The organism is Fictibacillus halophilus (assembly GCF_042680145.1).
GTDB lineage: Bacteria > Bacillota > Bacilli > Bacillales > Fictibacillaceae > Fictibacillus > Fictibacillus halophilus_A.
The window spans coordinates 3,115,790-3,129,327 of record NZ_JBHTNQ010000001.1 but is presented as its reverse complement, the minus strand read 5'-3'; the positions used below and the strand labels follow the sequence as shown (position 1 = coordinate 3,129,327).

20 protein-coding genes are annotated in these 13,538 nt (G+C 40.4%); 10 read left to right on the top strand and 10 right to left on the bottom strand.

Features of this window, described 5'->3' with window-relative positions:
- From ACFQ4X_RS15795 to ACFQ4X_RS15785, 3 genes are all read left to right on the top strand, one after another.
- Positions 1–717 carry a lysophospholipid acyltransferase family protein gene (locus ACFQ4X_RS15795; RefSeq protein ID WP_379836715.1) on the top strand — a complete coding sequence of 239 codons (717 nt, stop codon included), beginning with the start codon at positions 1–3 and terminating at the stop codon, positions 715–717.
- 306 nt (positions 718–1,023) lie between these two features.
- Positions 1,024–1,248, top strand: coding sequence for a hypothetical protein (locus ACFQ4X_RS15790; protein WP_066294104.1), 225 nt, complete (start codon positions 1,024–1,026; stop codon positions 1,246–1,248).
- A complete protein-coding gene (locus ACFQ4X_RS15785) occupies positions 1,249–1,539 on the top strand; it encodes a DNA-binding protein (RefSeq protein ID WP_379836713.1) in 291 nt (96 codons plus the stop codon). It abuts the gene before it with no gap.
- A 30-nt stretch (positions 1,540–1,569) separates the two neighbouring features.
- Here ACFQ4X_RS15785 and ACFQ4X_RS15780 read toward each other — a convergent pair whose 3' ends face one another.
- The gene (locus ACFQ4X_RS15780) at positions 1,570–2,067 is read right to left on the bottom strand and encodes a YajQ family cyclic di-GMP-binding protein (protein WP_379836711.1); all 498 of its coding nucleotides are present in this window, start codon (positions 2,065–2,067) and stop codon (positions 1,570–1,572) included.
- Positions 2,068–2,241: 174 nt separating this feature from the next.
- Here ACFQ4X_RS15780 and ACFQ4X_RS15775 point away from each other — a divergent pair, with 174 nt between their 5' ends.
- A complete protein-coding gene (locus tag ACFQ4X_RS15775) occupies positions 2,242–3,039 on the top strand; it encodes an alpha/beta fold hydrolase (protein WP_066294101.1) in 798 nt (265 codons plus the stop codon).
- A gap of 233 nt (positions 3,040–3,272) precedes the next feature.
- Here ACFQ4X_RS15775 and ACFQ4X_RS15770 read toward each other — a convergent pair whose 3' ends face one another.
- Positions 3,273–4,487, bottom strand: coding sequence for an NAD(P)/FAD-dependent oxidoreductase (locus tag ACFQ4X_RS15770; protein WP_379836709.1), 1,215 nt, complete (start codon positions 4,485–4,487; stop codon positions 3,273–3,275).
- 101 nt (positions 4,488–4,588) lie between these two features.
- Here ACFQ4X_RS15770 and ACFQ4X_RS15765 point away from each other — a divergent pair, with 101 nt between their 5' ends.
- The gene (locus ACFQ4X_RS15765; protein ID WP_379836707.1) at positions 4,589–5,122 is read left to right on the top strand and encodes a hypothetical protein; all 534 of its coding nucleotides are present in this window, start codon (positions 4,589–4,591) and stop codon (positions 5,120–5,122) included.
- Between the two features lie 53 nt (positions 5,123–5,175).
- Here ACFQ4X_RS15765 and ACFQ4X_RS15760 read toward each other — a convergent pair whose 3' ends face one another.
- On the bottom strand, positions 5,176–5,526 hold the full coding sequence (locus ACFQ4X_RS15760) for a general stress protein (protein WP_379836705.1): 351 nt from the start codon (positions 5,524–5,526) through the stop codon (positions 5,176–5,178).
- A gap of 177 nt (positions 5,527–5,703) precedes the next feature.
- Positions 5,704–6,261, bottom strand: a complete 558-nt coding sequence (locus ACFQ4X_RS15755; RefSeq protein WP_379836703.1) for a beta-class carbonic anhydrase — start codon at positions 6,259–6,261, stop codon at positions 5,704–5,706.
- Between the two features lie 354 nt (positions 6,262–6,615).
- Here ACFQ4X_RS15755 and ACFQ4X_RS15750 point away from each other — a divergent pair, with 354 nt between their 5' ends.
- Together ACFQ4X_RS15750 and ACFQ4X_RS15745 are read left to right on the top strand one after the other, a co-directional pair.
- A complete protein-coding gene (locus ACFQ4X_RS15750) occupies positions 6,616–6,846 on the top strand; it encodes a hypothetical protein (protein ID WP_379836701.1) in 231 nt (76 codons plus the stop codon).
- Between the two features lie 536 nt (positions 6,847–7,382).
- Positions 7,383–7,706 (top strand): DUF5327 family protein, encoded by a 324-nt coding sequence (locus tag ACFQ4X_RS15745; protein ID WP_379836699.1) that lies wholly within the window; start codon positions 7,383–7,385, stop codon positions 7,704–7,706.
- 195 nt (positions 7,707–7,901) lie between these two features.
- On the opposite strand, the gene ACFQ4X_RS15740 is transcribed toward ACFQ4X_RS15745, so the two are convergent.
- On the bottom strand, positions 7,902–8,072 hold the full coding sequence (locus tag ACFQ4X_RS15740) for a hypothetical protein (RefSeq protein WP_156774322.1): 171 nt from the start codon (positions 8,070–8,072) through the stop codon (positions 7,902–7,904).
- Positions 8,073–8,278: 206 nt separating this feature from the next.
- Here ACFQ4X_RS15740 and ACFQ4X_RS15735 point away from each other — a divergent pair, with 206 nt between their 5' ends.
- Positions 8,279–8,506: a YvrJ family protein gene (locus tag ACFQ4X_RS15735; protein ID WP_379836697.1), complete on the top strand. Its 228-nt coding sequence runs from the start codon at positions 8,279–8,281 to the stop codon at positions 8,504–8,506.
- Positions 8,507–8,621: 115 nt separating this feature from the next.
- Entirely contained in the window at positions 8,622–8,993 is a 372-nt protein-coding gene (locus ACFQ4X_RS15730) for a DUF423 domain-containing protein (protein WP_379836695.1), read from the top strand.
- A 71-nt stretch (positions 8,994–9,064) separates the two neighbouring features.
- On the opposite strand, the gene gerQ is transcribed toward ACFQ4X_RS15730, so the two are convergent.
- The 5 genes from gerQ to ACFQ4X_RS15705 form a co-directional block, all read right to left on the bottom strand.
- Positions 9,065–9,475 carry a spore coat protein GerQ gene (gerQ, locus tag ACFQ4X_RS15725; protein ID WP_379837198.1) on the bottom strand — a complete coding sequence of 137 codons (411 nt, stop codon included), beginning with the start codon at positions 9,473–9,475 and terminating at the stop codon, positions 9,065–9,067.
- A gap of 87 nt (positions 9,476–9,562) precedes the next feature.
- Positions 9,563–9,994 carry a cell wall hydrolase gene (locus ACFQ4X_RS15720; RefSeq protein ID WP_379836693.1) on the bottom strand — a complete coding sequence of 144 codons (432 nt, stop codon included), beginning with the start codon at positions 9,992–9,994 and terminating at the stop codon, positions 9,563–9,565.
- 150 nt (positions 9,995–10,144) lie between these two features.
- Complete coding sequence (gene hemQ, locus ACFQ4X_RS15715) at positions 10,145–10,888, bottom strand: hydrogen peroxide-dependent heme synthase (RefSeq protein ID WP_379836691.1); 744 nt, start codon at positions 10,886–10,888, stop codon at positions 10,145–10,147.
- 75 nt (positions 10,889–10,963) lie between these two features.
- The gene (locus tag ACFQ4X_RS15710) at positions 10,964–11,740 is read right to left on the bottom strand and encodes a sporulation protein (RefSeq protein WP_379836689.1); all 777 of its coding nucleotides are present in this window, start codon (positions 11,738–11,740) and stop codon (positions 10,964–10,966) included.
- Between the two features lie 111 nt (positions 11,741–11,851).
- A complete protein-coding gene (locus ACFQ4X_RS15705; RefSeq protein WP_379836687.1) occupies positions 11,852–12,178 on the bottom strand; it encodes a four-helix bundle copper-binding protein in 327 nt (108 codons plus the stop codon).
- A 224-nt stretch (positions 12,179–12,402) separates the two neighbouring features.
- Here ACFQ4X_RS15705 and pta point away from each other — a divergent pair, with 224 nt between their 5' ends.
- On the top strand, positions 12,403–13,383 hold the full coding sequence (gene pta, locus ACFQ4X_RS15700; RefSeq protein WP_379836685.1) for a phosphate acetyltransferase: 981 nt from the start codon (positions 12,403–12,405) through the stop codon (positions 13,381–13,383).
- Positions 13,384–13,538: the final 155 nt, after the last annotated feature.

Here is a 13,538-nt window from a genome sequence, read left to right as displayed (position 1 = left end):
TTGAGAACGATTATTTGGTTTGTTTATTTTTGGACGGTATTAATTAAGTTAATACCTGCACTAAATCACGTAAAGAATCTACAGAAATTAGCCAGGATTCAAGAACGTGATGAATTAGCTGATAAAAAAGCGAAAGAATGGGCGCGTTCTTTAGTAAAGCTGACTGGATCAAAAATAACGGTAAGCGGGGAAGAGAACATTCCGAAAGATACGGCAGTCCTGTTTGTAAGTAATCATCAAGGAAATTTTGATATTCCTCTTTTGCTGGGATACATTCAGAAGCCAAAAGCTTTTATATCTAAGATAGAAGTGAAAAAGATGCCTTTTATCGGAACGTGGATGGAGCAGTTGAACTGTCTTTTCATGGACCGGAAGAATGTGCGCCAGTCTGTAAAAGCGATTAATGAAGGTGCACAATTGCTTCAAAACGGTACATCTTTGGTTATTTTTCCTGAAGGGACGAGAAGTAAAGGGGATGACATGTCTGAATTTAAAGCCGGCAGTTTTAAGCTGGCGACTAAATCGGGTGTGCCAATTATTCCTGTTACAATCAATGGTTCTTATAAAATTATGGAGCAGCAGGGATTTTGGATAAAGCCGGCTAGCGTGCATATAGAGGTTCATCCTCCAATTTATCCGCAGCAGCAAGAAGCGAAGGACTTAGCTAGGTTATCGGAACAAGTCATTAAAGAAGGCGTAAAAAAGGCGGTTTCTTAAAATCAAAATACTGTTTTCGTAAACATTGTTGCTTTTGAAAGTGGTTGATTTCCGCTCCAGGATGCTCGCTTTCCGCGGGGCGGGCGGTGAGCCTCCCTATCGCTTCGCACTGACGGGGTCTCACCTGTCCCGCTGATCCCGCAGGAGTCTCGCACCTTGCGCTCCAATCAACTTGTCAATGAAGAGAGGTAACAATAAAGCAACAGTCTTTATATAACAGCTAAATCAATAAATGTTTGTCTGTACGAGCTCTCTTTATTTTTGGTATTATTGGAACATAAGGTAAAAATTTCTAGGAGGAATACTATGACGGGGACAATTTCAGTCATTATGATATTCTCAATTCCAATTATCGCAATCGTATTGGGGCACTTTCAATCACAGACAAAACTGAAGCACAAAATGCTAAAAGATGAGCTTGAACTTGAAAGGCTTAAGCATGATAACTATGTGATCGAAACGCAAAAGATGAGGCTGGAGCTTGAACAGATGAAACTTCTAGATGCCAGCGACAAGAAAGAGTCCGTATAAATGGAGATCAGTTTGCTCTGGATAGGATTAGGGCTGGCGGCACTCGGTTATTTTATCGGGGATGGATTGAAGAATTTTAAGAATCCAGGTAACAGTTTTTCGGAGTATCCGGTGCTAATTAAAGAAAAAGATTTGTGCAATTATGTAGGATTGACGCTTAATGAAGTAGAAGAGCTTCTTCAAAAGTATCCTGATATACCTAAAATTGAACTAAAAGGTACGAGATATTATCAATATCATCATTTTTATGAGTGGCTCTCAACAAAAGAAAATTTCAAACAAAAAGCTTGAGGAGAATAAATTCCTCAAGCTTTTTTATGTTTATCTGTAGTTAATGAACTGCACATCGATCGGCAAGTTTGCTTCTCTTACAAGTGCAATGATCTGCTGAAGATCGTCTCTGCTTTTTGCAGTTACACGAACTTGATCATCCTGTACTTGGCTCTTTACTTTTAAACCGGAATTTTTAATTAAAATGTTGATTTTCTTTGCATTATCTTTATCAATTCCAGTAACAAGCTTTGCACGCTGGCGCACGGTTCCGCCTGAAGCTTGTTCGATTTTGCTGTAATCCAGGTTTTTTGTTGGAACACCGCGTTTAATTAGCTTCGTAATTAATACATCTTTCAGCTGTTCAAGCTTGTATTCATCATCAGAAACTAAAACTAATTCTTCACTTGATTTATCAAGCGTGATTTCACTCTTGCTGCCTTTAAAATCATAGCGTGTTGTGATTTCTTTTGTTGCGATATTAATGGCGTTGTCTACTTCGGATAAATCAACTTGTGAAACAATATCAAATGAACTTTCTTTAGCCATTTTGAAACCTCCTGACCTTACTATCGTTAATATACCTATAGTATAAAGAGAAATACGTCATGTTTCCAGTTTGTACACATTCTTTTGCCCAGATGGGGGTACAAAACATGTATAGTATGGTAAAATGAAGGCTGGAATTTTTCATCGACGTTTAACCAATAGGAGGAGTACTTAGTGCTTCATTACAAAACTTATACACACGAAAAAAATCATCAATGGGTGATTTTTGTCCATGGAGCAGGGGGCAGTTCATCCATTTGGTATAAACAGTTAAGAGAATTCAAACAACACTTTAATATTTTGCTTGTCGATCTAAGAGGTCACGGCAAATCTCAATCTGAGAAATTTTTGTTAAAAAAATACTCATTTAAAGAAGTAAGCCTTGATGTGCTCGAAGTCATGGATCATTTAAAGATCCAAAAAGCGCATTTTGTTGGTATTTCACTTGGTACGATTCTGATTCAGACGATAGCTGAGTTGAAACCGGAACGAGTAGCATCTATGACACTTGGCGGGGCTGTAACGAAAATGAATTTCCGTTCACAGTTTTTGATTGCAATGGGGAATTTATGCAAATCTTTTATTCCTTACATGTGGCTTTACAGCTTATTTGCATGGGTGATCATGCCGAAAAAAAGACACGAAGCATCGCGTTCGCTGTTTATAGGTGAAGCGAAAAAGCTTTGTCAGAAAGAATTTAAGCGCTGGTTCAAGCTAACGCTAAAGATTAATCCGTTTTTGCAAAAGTTAACGAAAAAAGAAATGCCAATTCCTACACTTTACATCATGGGTGAGGAAGATTATATGTTTTTGCCGCCGATCCAGGCATTTATCGATAAAAAGAAACATTCAAAGCTATTGACAATTAGAGATTGTGGACATGTCTGCAACGTCGATCAGCCTGATATCTTTAATAAAAAGTCGATTGATTTTATCAAAAAACAAATTGCAGCAGCACCGACTGCTTCATAATATAGGGAAGCCAGCTAAATTTAGCTGGCTTTTTATTTTTTATGAGGTTCAAAATTACATCATCACATAAAAATAAGAGATTATCACATAAAAAAGGGTCTGCATCACATAAAAAATGCTCTTTATCATAAAAAAGCCGATCGATCACATAATTAACCATTTTATGGAATTGGTTGTATGTGTGAAAAAAACACTTCCCCCTAAAGCGGGAGAAGTGTCTTTGAAATATTGATTTACAAGCTTACTGCACGCGCTATTGTGAACAATCTTGATGCGGGGTGAAAGCCTTTTGTGATCAGGTCTTTGATTATTTCTGCACCTAGCATACTGTACACTGTTCCATTTCCGCCAAAACCTAAGCAATAATATTCGCCTAGGCGGTTAGGGTGTTCACCGATATAGGGGAGCCCATCATGCGATTCACCAAATGTTGCGCACCAGGAATGCGAAATTTCGAGTGACAGGTCTGGAAAGTGTTCCATGATCTTTTGCCTGATTCGCTCTCCGCGTTCTTCAATCAAGCCGTCATTTAATGGTGCCTCTGCCTGATCCTCATCTAAGCCTCCTGCAATGATCCTCCCATCTTTCGTTGTTCGCATATACAAATAGGGGCGCTTCGTTTCCCAGATCATCCATTCTTTGTACCACGTCTTAAGTGATGGGAGAGGTTCCGTTGCAATCGCATAGGAACGGTTAAGGTCAGCACCTAGCTGCTGTGCGAGAAAATCATTTTCATATCCCGTTGCAAAAATGATATGCCTTGCTTGAATCGTTCCATTTTCAGATTCACATGTAAATCCGTGGACTGTTTTTGTTTTTCGCATAAGTGGAGTTTCTTCAAAAATTCTTACGCCAGCGGCTTCAGCATCTTTTAACATGATCTGGACAAATTTATACGGGTTAACATCAGCGTCACCGCTCGTTACCAGTGCAGCTGGTTTTGAAAAAGGAAAACGTGAGGAAACCTCTTGAGGTTCGAGATATTCTACAGGGAAATCAAATTTCTTTAAAGCTTCGTATTCACGGACTAGCTTTGAGGCATCTTCAGCCGTGCTGGCGTAATAGAGGCTTTTTTGTTCTCTGAACTCAGGATCTTCTGATAAATTTTGTGCAATATTTTTTAAGTTTTCTAAAGCATTTTGACAAAGCTGATAAAAATAAACCGCATCTTGCTCCCCTTTTTGTTCAATAAGATCGTGAAGCATTTTATCACTTGAAAACTGTAAGAGACCGGTGTTTGCAGACGAACTGCCATAGCCTGGTTTTCTCCTGTCAATGACGACAACGTCGAGATCGGTCTCTTTGCCTAGCGTATAAGCACAGAGCGCTCCGGACATTCCTCCGCCTACAATCAGTACGTCGCATGTAATATTCTCTTCAAGTACTGGATATTGAACGTCATCTGTATATGTTGAAGGCCAAAACAGCTGGCCGTTGTGTAAATTCATATTTACTCCTCCTCGTCCTCTTTTCATTCCCGGGAAAACCAAAATAGAAACCGCATGAAAGGAAAAATTTTTCAATAGAATAGAAAACAGGAGGGATGCTCATGGTGTTATTGCTATTTACAGGCATTATAATCATTTTATTTATTTTGGTAGCGTTTCTTATTCCAGCCGGTTGGAGGGTAAAAGAAACTGCGGATTTGAACATTTCCCATTTTGAGTTATATGAATCCTTATTGCATCTGAAAAATTGGCCGCGATGGCAGATGGACGAAAATGCAGCTATACCCTTTATGTATGTGGGACCAGAAAGGGGAGAAGGAGCTTCGCAATATTGGGAAACCGATGGTGTTCCGGCAAGTTTAAAAATCGCCCACTGTATCCCGGGAAAAAGCATTCATTATCAGATGCGTATTAATAAAGGCGAAACCATTTTAAGGTTTGGTATTTTCTTTTCTGAGAATCATGGTTCAACAACACTAACATGGATGTGCGAAGGGACCTCTAAGAAAAATCCATTTGAACGGTATATTGCTTTTTTCTATACATGGAAGATGAGGCGAGAAATGAAGGCGGCTCTCTTTAGGCTGAAAAAGATATATGAGCCCCAATTAAAAGAATTAAAGCAACCTGCATAAATGACTAAAAGAGCCGCCAAACCCAAATCGGGTTCAGCGACTCTTTATTTTTCTTATGGCAAGTTCGTTACTTTGTCTTCATCTTTTACAATGAGTAAGATTTTACCCATGTCGAGTCTCTTCTCATATTGATCTGCCTCTACGTCAGATAACCCCATTTCAGTCATCTTCTTGCGCAGCTCATCGCCTCTAGACTCAAATACGTTGCTGAGCGCCGTGCCTAACCCTTCTTCTTTTAATCCGATTGTATTAACATCCGCATTATCTGCTAAATCACGGGTGTCGTCTTTTTCGTGTGACAGGACATAGAGATTGTCTTCATGAATACCTTTTGCTTTCAAATCACTTGCAGCAGCAATCAATTCTTGTTGTGAATTAAATTCATGTACAATTGGTTTAACCATTTTTTATATCCTCTCCTTTAAACGAAGTTATAGTGTGTATTCACGAATTCAGGAGATTCTAAACGTTAAATTCTTTGGCAATAACAGGAGGATTTTACTATCTTTGAATAACGTTTCGTTATATTGTCTAGAAAATCAAAAGGCACCTCACTAGGAGGCGCCTTCTTTTTTATCTATTTAATTATCTGCATCTACAACGTCTAGTTTGCCAGTGGTAGGATCAATTACGAGCCCATGCACTTTGATGCCTTCTGGCAGCAGCGGGTGATTTCTCACTAACTCTACACTGTTTTGCACTGATTCCTCTACACTCTCAAAGCCTTGCACCCATTTTTTTAGATCAAGACCGGAATATTTTAAAGTATCTAGTGTGGAGGGTTCCACACCACGGTCTTGCATTTGGGCAATCAATGCGTCTGCATTTACATTGCTCATCCCGCAGTCATAGTGGCCAATAACCATTACTTCCTCAGCTTTTAGTGCATAGATTGCGACAAGTATGCTTCTCATTACAGAGCCAAACGGATGAGAGATAACCGCTCCAGCGGATTTAATGATTTTCACATCTCCGTTCTTAATGTTCATGGCACTGGGCATTAATTCTGTAAGACGTGTATCCATACAAGAGACGATGACGAGCCCCTTATCTGGAAATTTAGTAGTTTGAAAAGGTTCATATTCTTTGTTTTCAACAAATTTTTGATTGTACGTTATGATTTCGTTAAGTATGGACATGATTTTCCTCCTCGTTTCTACAGAAAATAGTTCACTATTAATGTAATCGTATAGTGTGCGTCTTTTTCTATCATAATCAGCCTGAACTCGCTAACTTATTCAAGCTTATTTTTCCTATTATACAAAAAAGGATGCTCAATCTGCTCTTTTTTGTATGAGAGGCAGTTTTTTTGTTGATAGAAACTTTGAAACAAAAGCACATTATGACAAACATTTTATCATAAGGTACGTATAATCGCAGTTAACACCACATAAATTGGTAAGTTTGAAGGGAGGAAGAAAAACAAATAGCTTGCCAGTTGGTTTTTAAATAGATCGGGAACTTATTATTCTAATTTTGAAAGGGGAAGGGACATGGAAGTTATGACGTACATCCTTTGGGTTCTGCTGCTAATGGGGTCTGTTATGAAGAACTATATGGTTGCTGCTTCTCTGCCGAAATCGGGACAAGCTCTGCCTGCGGTGGGTCATTGGGGCAGATTGCTGCTGGATGAAGAATCGGAAAATGTGATTGCAGCTGATTTTCAGCAAGCAGTTAACAGCACATTCAATAAGCAGGCGTTCAGTTGGGTGGATACGTCATAACAATCGTTTATGGTATATAAAAAATAAAATGAAAAGGGGGAAATCTATTTAAAACTAAAAGATTGTTGCAACTAAGAGATTTTATCGAAATTCTTCATTGAATAGTTAATTGGAGTGAAAGGACGAGACTCCTCGAAAATGAAAATCATATTTTCTTCGTGCGATGTAACGCTGTCGAAACCTTCCTTGTCCTGCAGGATGAGTGGGACAGGTTAGACCACTCAATGTCGCGAGGCGACGAAGGGGCTCACCGCACACCCTGCGGAAAGCGAGTCCTGTAGCGGAAATTAACCTCTTACAAAAGCAACAAAGTTTACGGAAATAGACTAAAAATAAGAAGAATAGGAATTCGTATTTTTAGCATTCACTTGCATGGCTTACGGCCTGGATCACCGTAGGCATGCTTGTTAATGAGGGTTATTGCGCGGATTTGGAGCGGAAAAGGCAGCTTATTTGGAGCTGCCTTTTTCTGCGTCATTTTATTTCTGGTTCCCCGTTTGGTAGAATAAGAAAAAAAGATAGTTGTGGTGAAATAGATGAATATACCAGTAAGCCAGTTTGCGAAAAAAATAGAAAAGCATCTCGCGGAAATCAAGCAATTAGGAGAAAACTCTCCTAAGCTTCGGGAACATGTCACAGCCATCCATACACTGTGTGAATTAATGATGGAAGCGGGAGATGACGATCAGCTTTCAGTAAAAGAGTGGGTTCCTTCGCATCCGGTTCAAAAGCCGGTGAGCATGGTGACTGCTCCGCCAGCTAAAAGCCACAAAAAATCGATGATGGACTATGATATGGAATATGATGATGACGACAACGATGATAATGATGGGAATGGAGATTCCATTTTTGATTTCTAAGTAAGGATTTGGTGAAAACCTGCTCTTTGGAGCGGGTTTTTCTGTTTTAAGGTGCATGGAGTTCATAACCGTGAAAAATCTAGGGGGACGGTACAAGAAAAGCATACGACCGAACAAATATCAAAGATGGCTGAACAAAAATGCAAAGAACGAAGGTTTTCACAACAAAAAAAAACAGCGTTTATTTAAACGCTGTTAGATCGATACGTACGTATGTTGATTTTCCATTCTTTCATCTTTACGTTTTGCGATTTCAATTTTTTCGTTGATCTTTTTATTAGAAAAGTAAACTGCAGCAGCTGTTGCAATTAAACTGAGAGTGGCAAGTCCTAAAATTGTATATATCATCGTAATAATAAGTTCCATTTTGTTGTTCCTCCTTTGTTGTTTGTTCTGTCTTAGTATCTTTATTCCACTATAAAAATTATTTAAACCTATTTTTTGTGTAGGTCTAAGGAATCAAAATTGAAATATGAAAAAGGAATGATGGTAAAAAATTCTCCTTCGTTTTATACTTAATTTACGAACATACGTTCGATTTATGTTCGAAAAAAATGAGGGGTGAAAACAATATGACTCAAGCAAATGATTGGCTTAACTTAGTATATCTCCTCGGTAATGTAGGGTTTCCTATCGTAATTGCAGGATACCTGCTCTTTCAATTTGAAAAGCGGATTCAAAGTCTGGAGGGAATTATTAAAGAACTGCATTCAGAGTTAGTTGAAAAAGAGGAGCTGGAACGAAAGATCGATCAATACGTCCGAATGCTGGATACCGAACGCCAAACTAAACAACGTTAGCGTTCGTCTTTTTTTATCATGGACGAGCTGTCCGCCAAATTCTTTACAATCCTGTGGCAACCTTTTGATTCAGTCAGTTTCAATGGTAAGATAAAAGAAAAACAGGAGTGGAACTATGAAGCTTTTTCTTATATTAGGAGCGGTTAATGCCATGCTTGCGGTTATGCTTGGAGCATTTGGAGCACATGCCCTGGAAGCAAAATTAACAGAACGCAACATGCTGAACGTGTATCAGACAGGTGTTCAATACCATATGTATCATGCTTTGGCGTTAGTTGCCGTTGGGATTCTGCTTGGAAAATGGCCAACGTCTGCTTTATTGAATGGAGCAGGGTGGTCATTCTTTATCGGAATTCTGTTGTTCTCAGGAAGCTTATATGCCCTTTCGAACACAGGCATGAAATTTTTCGGGCCGATTACGCCTCTTGGAGGAGTAGCATTTATCGTTGGCTGGATCTTACTGATCATTTCGGTTGTAAAAGCATAATGAAAAGGCGTTCCTTTTAGCGGGACGCCTTTTTTCTGTATCTGTCTGACCAGACATTTAAAGGATTCTTATCAGCGCGGGCTGTATTGGGAGAGCTGCCCGGATTGCTGCTGTGTTCCATATGGATAGCTGTAATTGATCTCTTCATCGAACGTTACGTAATTTACGTATACCATTAATAATAAATAGCGTTTGCCCGTTTGCGGATCACTTAGGATAATGTGATCGCGGCCAGCAGCTTCAATGATTCCTTTAAAAACTTTAGCATTCCACTTTTCGTTGTTCTCGAAAGTCATATAAACCGTTGCGACCTTGCCTTTGTTTAAACGAAGAATGTTTTCAATATACGACTGCTCGAGCGGAAGCTGTCCTGGTGCAGCCATATCCGCCATAGGACCTCCGCCGACTCCTGGTGCCTGCTGGCTTTGCGCCATATCCTGCGGCACACCCATACCAGCCATGCCTCCCATCATGCCACCCATTCCATTCATGCCGTTCATACCGTTCATACCATTCATGCCATTTTGCTGCCGGTAATAAGGATTAAAATTATTCATCAACAAACCTCCCTAAAAGGTGTTAAACACATTCGGACAATCACTTTGTTTCGGCTGATAAAAGCAGTGAGCTTTAAAGCTTCCGGAATGCGCCTGATTGTACCAGGTCGGCGGACAGGCGCCAGATGGGTCGAAAAACCATAAAGCATACCGGGCTGGATGAAACCGCTGGCCGTTAATTACTCTTCTTGCGAGCCGTCTTTCGTTCTCACGTGCCCCTTGATAAAAATAACCTTTGATCGTTGCCTCGAATCCTCCTGGTCGTTGGAACACCATTTGCTGCATCGTTCGGATATTTTTAAAATCAATACAATTGCCGCGAATTCGATTAACCCCAGTGTTACCCACAAGCAGCATGCCCTGATCGCCTTCACCTTCAGCCTCAGCACGTATTAAACGTGCAAGCAGGTCAATATCCTTACTGTTTGCTTTAATAACTGCCAATTGCCTTCCCCCTCTATGTGTTGATTCTTGGTGTACAAGCAGGGAAACAGAACATTCGATATATGTGTATGAGCCTTTTGGGGAAACTAGACCTTGCCATAATAAAAAAACCTTTGCCTGATAAACAGACAAAGGTTATAAGATGTAATTTTACACTTGCAAGAAAGCAGGCACAGCTTCTTTTGTAAGGATGTTTCCAACATAGAAAGATCCGAATTCGCCGAAGCGGGCGCTTACTTCGTCAAAGCGCATTTCGTATACTAATTTTTTAAATTGAAGCATGTCGTTTGAGAACAGCGTTACGCCCCATTCCCAATCGTCCAAGCCGACAGATCCAGTGATGATCTGCTTCACTTTACCTGCGTATCCGCGGCCGATCATGCCGTGGGAATACATCATCTTTTTGCGCTCTTCCATAGAAAGCATGTACCAGTTATCATCACCATCACGGCGCTTGTCCATCGGATAGAAGCAAACATGCTTCCACTTAGGAAGTTCTGGGAACAGGCGGGCTTTGATCATTGGATCCATCTCGCCGCTCTCGTTTTGCGGATTGTATGTGCTTAGCTCTACAACTGAAACGTAAGAATAAGCTTTAATCGTATATTGAGCAAAAGCTGTTTTATTAAATGCGTTCTCGATCTCGTTTAACTCTTCCATTGTAGGGCGAAGAATCATCATCATAAAATCAGCTTTTTGACCCATGATGCTGTAAAGGGCATGGCTGCCTGTTTTATTTGCTTCTACGTTTTCCCATTTTTCAAGGAAAGTCAGAAATTCATTTATCGCGTATTCGCGCTGGTCACTCGTAAGCGTTTTCCAAGCGGCCCAATCCATCGTACGGAAATCATGAAGACAATACCAGCCTTCTAATGTAATCGCTGCTTCACTCATCGTATAATTCACTCCCTGCTAAAAATAAACACGTCCCTACAAATATACCATAAGTAGGGACGAATCCAAAAAGGGTTAGCTGAATTGACGGAGAGTGTGCTCGATCTTGGCTTTTACGTTAGATGGATTTTGCAGCTCAGCACGTGTAAGGGTCATACGCACCTTCGTTTCATCAAGGTCCATTGCTTCTTCCAGCATGCCGAACAAACCTTTTCCGCGTTTGTCGATCTCCATTAAAAGCTCGATGCTGTCACTTTGCGGAACTAATATGACTTCGAGTTCATCAAGTTTCCCTGCATAAGCACCTGAAGTTGGTACGTACTCGAATTCTTGCAGGAAAGGAAGTCTGCGACGCATGTAGCGCGGTGCAGATCCGCAGTATGCTTTACGAAGTCTGAAACCAAGCTGTTCGATCGCATCGAAAATAGCAGATGTTTCAGCATCAGGGTGTACACGAATCTGATCGTTGTCAGTTGGATCAACTGCCATCTGAATATCGAGACCTGTCTTGATCCAAACAGGAGTGTGTCCAAGTGTATAAGGTGTATCATATGGAAGTTTAAGTGAGAAAGGAATCTCTTGAGAACTTCCTGCTTTTACAACGAGACTTGTGCCAACCGTTGTGTTTTCAATCGCTGCTGTATCACGCACTTTTTTATCATCGACTTCACGGTAAAATTCTGTCATCACGTAAAGGGTGATGTGGTCAATGTTCTGATCCACTTTTCCGCCTTCTATTTTAATCGTACCTGTAATGGTTTCGCCTGGTGAGTAAGTATCCTTATCTAAAATCGTGTCTACCTTTGCTGCTCCAATTCCTACACTAGCCAACATACGGTTAACAAAAGACATGTTGATTCCTCCTCCAAATTTATCTCTCAATTTTACGGAAGGAAAAGGAAAAAGATTCATATGCAAATAAAAAAACTTTCTTCCGATTTGGGGAAGAAAGTTTTCATCGTTTTACGCGACCATTTTTCTGCAAATTTCTGCACATCTGAAGCAGGCTTTCGCACACTCCTGACAGTGCTGGTGATCGTGCTGTTCACATTCTTTCCCGCAAGCTTCACATACTTTAGCGCATAGTTCACAGATCTCGTTGATGAATGGGCTGTTTCGCGCCATCATCTCTGCGGCAAAGCTGCAAATATCCGAGCATTCACGGTCGAGCCTGATACAATTCGCCATCATCTTAACGTCCTCTTCTTGCAAACAAGCATCATAACAATGGTTACACGCCTGCATGCAGCGCAGGCATTCATCGATACATTCTTGATAAGTTTGGTGCATCCTTAAAAACACCTCCTAAAATTAGATTTCAGTAAAAGGTTTCCCTCAAGTATTTGTTTTAAACGAGGTAACTGCAGACGTTTAAAAATTCAAAATAAAAGAACTTCTTCTATCAAGCGCTTACAACTGTATGCATAGGTTTAAAAGGTCATAAAAAAGGAGTAACCTAATAGGGAATGTAAATTGCAGAGTCAGAAACTGATTTATAGGAGGCTATTTTTCATATGAGCGATCTTTTTATAGATTTAAAAAACAAAGTACAAGCAGCGAATCCGATTATCGTTTTTCCTGAAGGTACGGATGAAAGAATTCTAGAAGCAGCAAGCCGTCTAGCTTCTGAAAAAGTTTTGCAGCCTATTCTAGTAGGAGACCAGCTAGAAGTTTCTGCAAAAGCAGAAACGGGTAGATTTTCACTTGATGGAGTAGAAGTTCTTAACCCATCTGAATATCCAGAGTTTGATGCATTGGTTAATGCATTGGTAGAACGCCGTAAAGGGAAAACAACTGAAGAGCAGGCACGCAAGATTTTATTGGATGAAAATTATTTCGGCACGATGCTCGTTTACACTGGAAAGGCTCAAGGACTTGTAAGTGGAGCGGCGCATTCAACAGCTGATACGGTTCGTCCGGCTCTTCAAATCATTAAGACAAAAGAAGGCGTTAAGAAAACGTCTGGTGCGTTCATCATGGTGCGCGGCGATGAGAAGTATGTATTCGCGGACTGCGCGATTAACATTGCACCGTCCAGCCAAGACTTAGCTGAATCTGCGGTGGTTTCTGCTGAAACGGCTCGTGTTTTTGGCATCGATCCTAAGGTTGCGTTGCTATCTTTCTCAACAAAAGGATCTGCTGTTTCGCCTGAGACTGAAAAAGTAGTTGAAGCTTTAGAAGTTCTTAAGGGGATGGACCCGAACTTTACGTATGATGGAGAGCTTCAATTCGATGCAGCATTCGTACCGTCTGTTGCAACGAAAAAAGCACCGAATTCACCATTAAAAGGGGAAGCGAACGTATTTATCTTCCCAAGCCTTGAAACAGGGAACATCGGATACAAGATGGTTCAGCGTTTAGGCGGATTTGAAGCAATCGGACCGATCTTACAAGGCTTGAACATGCCAGTAAACGATCTTTCCCGCGGCTGTAATGCAGAAGACGTTTATAAATTAGCGTTGATCACGGCGATGCAGTCACTAGACGTTAAATAATATGAAAAGCCAGCTCGGTGGAGCTGGCTTTTTTGATTTAAAGAGACGGTTTGTATAGTTAGAAAAACACAATCACATAAAAAATAGTGGTCATCACATAAAAATAGCCCTGCATCACATAAAAAGTGGGCTCATCATATAAGAATGATCTATTA

What these genes read in the sequence shown, in the direction of transcription:
- ACFQ4X_RS15790 (WP_066294104.1), top strand. Translation starts at nt 1,024, where the DNA reads ATGACGGGGACAATTTCAGTCATTATGATATTCTCAATTCCAATTATC.
- ACFQ4X_RS15785 (WP_379836713.1), top strand. Translation starts at nt 1,249, where the DNA reads ATGGAGATCAGTTTGCTCTGGATAGGATTAGGGCTGGCGGCACTCGGT.
- ACFQ4X_RS15780 (WP_379836711.1), bottom strand. Translation starts at nt 2,067, where the DNA reads ATGGCTAAAGAAAGTTCATTTGATATTGTTTCACAAGTTGATTTATCC.
- ACFQ4X_RS15770 (WP_379836709.1), bottom strand. Translation starts at nt 4,487, where the DNA reads ATGAATTTACACAACGGCCAGCTGTTTTGGCCTTCAACATATACAGAT.
- ACFQ4X_RS15765 (WP_379836707.1), top strand. Translation starts at nt 4,589, where the DNA reads ATGGTGTTATTGCTATTTACAGGCATTATAATCATTTTATTTATTTTG.
- ACFQ4X_RS15760 (WP_379836705.1), bottom strand. Translation starts at nt 5,526, where the DNA reads ATGGTTAAACCAATTGTACATGAATTTAATTCACAACAAGAATTGATT.
- ACFQ4X_RS15755 (WP_379836703.1), bottom strand. Translation starts at nt 6,261, where the DNA reads ATGTCCATACTTAACGAAATCATAACGTACAATCAAAAATTTGTTGAA.
- ACFQ4X_RS15750 (WP_379836701.1), top strand. Translation starts at nt 6,616, where the DNA reads ATGGAAGTTATGACGTACATCCTTTGGGTTCTGCTGCTAATGGGGTCT.
- ACFQ4X_RS15745 (WP_379836699.1), top strand. Translation starts at nt 7,383, where the DNA reads ATGAATATACCAGTAAGCCAGTTTGCGAAAAAAATAGAAAAGCATCTC.
- ACFQ4X_RS15740 (WP_156774322.1), bottom strand. Translation starts at nt 8,072, where the DNA reads ATGGAACTTATTATTACGATGATATATACAATTTTAGGACTTGCCACT.
- ACFQ4X_RS15735 (WP_379836697.1), top strand. Translation starts at nt 8,279, where the DNA reads ATGACTCAAGCAAATGATTGGCTTAACTTAGTATATCTCCTCGGTAAT.
- ACFQ4X_RS15730 (WP_379836695.1), top strand. Translation starts at nt 8,622, where the DNA reads ATGAAGCTTTTTCTTATATTAGGAGCGGTTAATGCCATGCTTGCGGTT.
- gerQ (WP_379837198.1), bottom strand. Translation starts at nt 9,475, where the DNA reads ATGGGTGGCATGATGGGAGGCATGGCTGGTATGGGTGTGCCGCAGGAT.
- hemQ (WP_379836691.1), bottom strand. Translation starts at nt 10,888, where the DNA reads ATGAGTGAAGCAGCGATTACATTAGAAGGCTGGTATTGTCTTCATGAT.
- ACFQ4X_RS15710 (WP_379836689.1), bottom strand. Translation starts at nt 11,740, where the DNA reads ATGTCTTTTGTTAACCGTATGTTGGCTAGTGTAGGAATTGGAGCAGCA.
- ACFQ4X_RS15705 (WP_379836687.1), bottom strand. Translation starts at nt 12,178, where the DNA reads ATGCACCAAACTTATCAAGAATGTATCGATGAATGCCTGCGCTGCATG.
- pta (WP_379836685.1), top strand. Translation starts at nt 12,403, where the DNA reads ATGAGCGATCTTTTTATAGATTTAAAAAACAAAGTACAAGCAGCGAAT.